The organism is Bacillus cereus group sp. N11 (genome assembly GCF_016483605.1).
GTDB classification, from domain to species: domain Bacteria; phylum Bacillota; class Bacilli; order Bacillales; family Bacillaceae_G; genus Bacillus_A; species Bacillus_A toyonensis.
The window spans coordinates 1-420 of sequence record NZ_JAEHBN010000059.1 but is presented as its reverse complement, the minus strand read 5'-3'; the positions used below and the strand labels follow the sequence as shown (position 1 = coordinate 420).

Sequence of the window (420 nt, the reverse complement as noted above, 5' to 3'; positions counted from 1 at the left end):
CTATTGCACTAAGGCCAAAAACATTAGTAACAACATCTCTATCATTCGGATGAGTTATTCTTACTTCATAAGCAAAAACTCCTGGAGGAAGAGCTGCTGAACGAAAAGTAACATATTGATTAGGTGCCAATGTTTGCGTTGAAGGATCTAGTAATGGTAAAAATACCGGAGAACCAGATGACCAATCAAACATTTCAACAGTTACTCTACGAGTATCATCTGGATCAACATTCATAGCATCAACAGTAAGAAATAAAGTAGCAGAATGTCTACGTAATATACCTGTCGATAAAACTTCATTATAATTTTTATAATTATAACATTTATTATAAGAATGATCATAGCCATAACCCATATCAATCCCCCCTTTCATTTACATTTAAGGACAAGCAGTCCTTATAATATATAATGCTATTAATA

1 protein-coding gene is annotated in these 420 nt (G+C 32.6%); it reads right to left on the bottom strand.

Annotation, left to right across the window (positions count from 1 at the left end; all coding sequences use genetic code 11):
- Positions 1–355: hypothetical protein (locus tag JDS98_RS29645; protein ID WP_199634635.1), on the bottom strand; the 355-nt coding region annotated here is incomplete at its 3' end.
- Positions 356–420 lie beyond the last annotated feature (65 nt).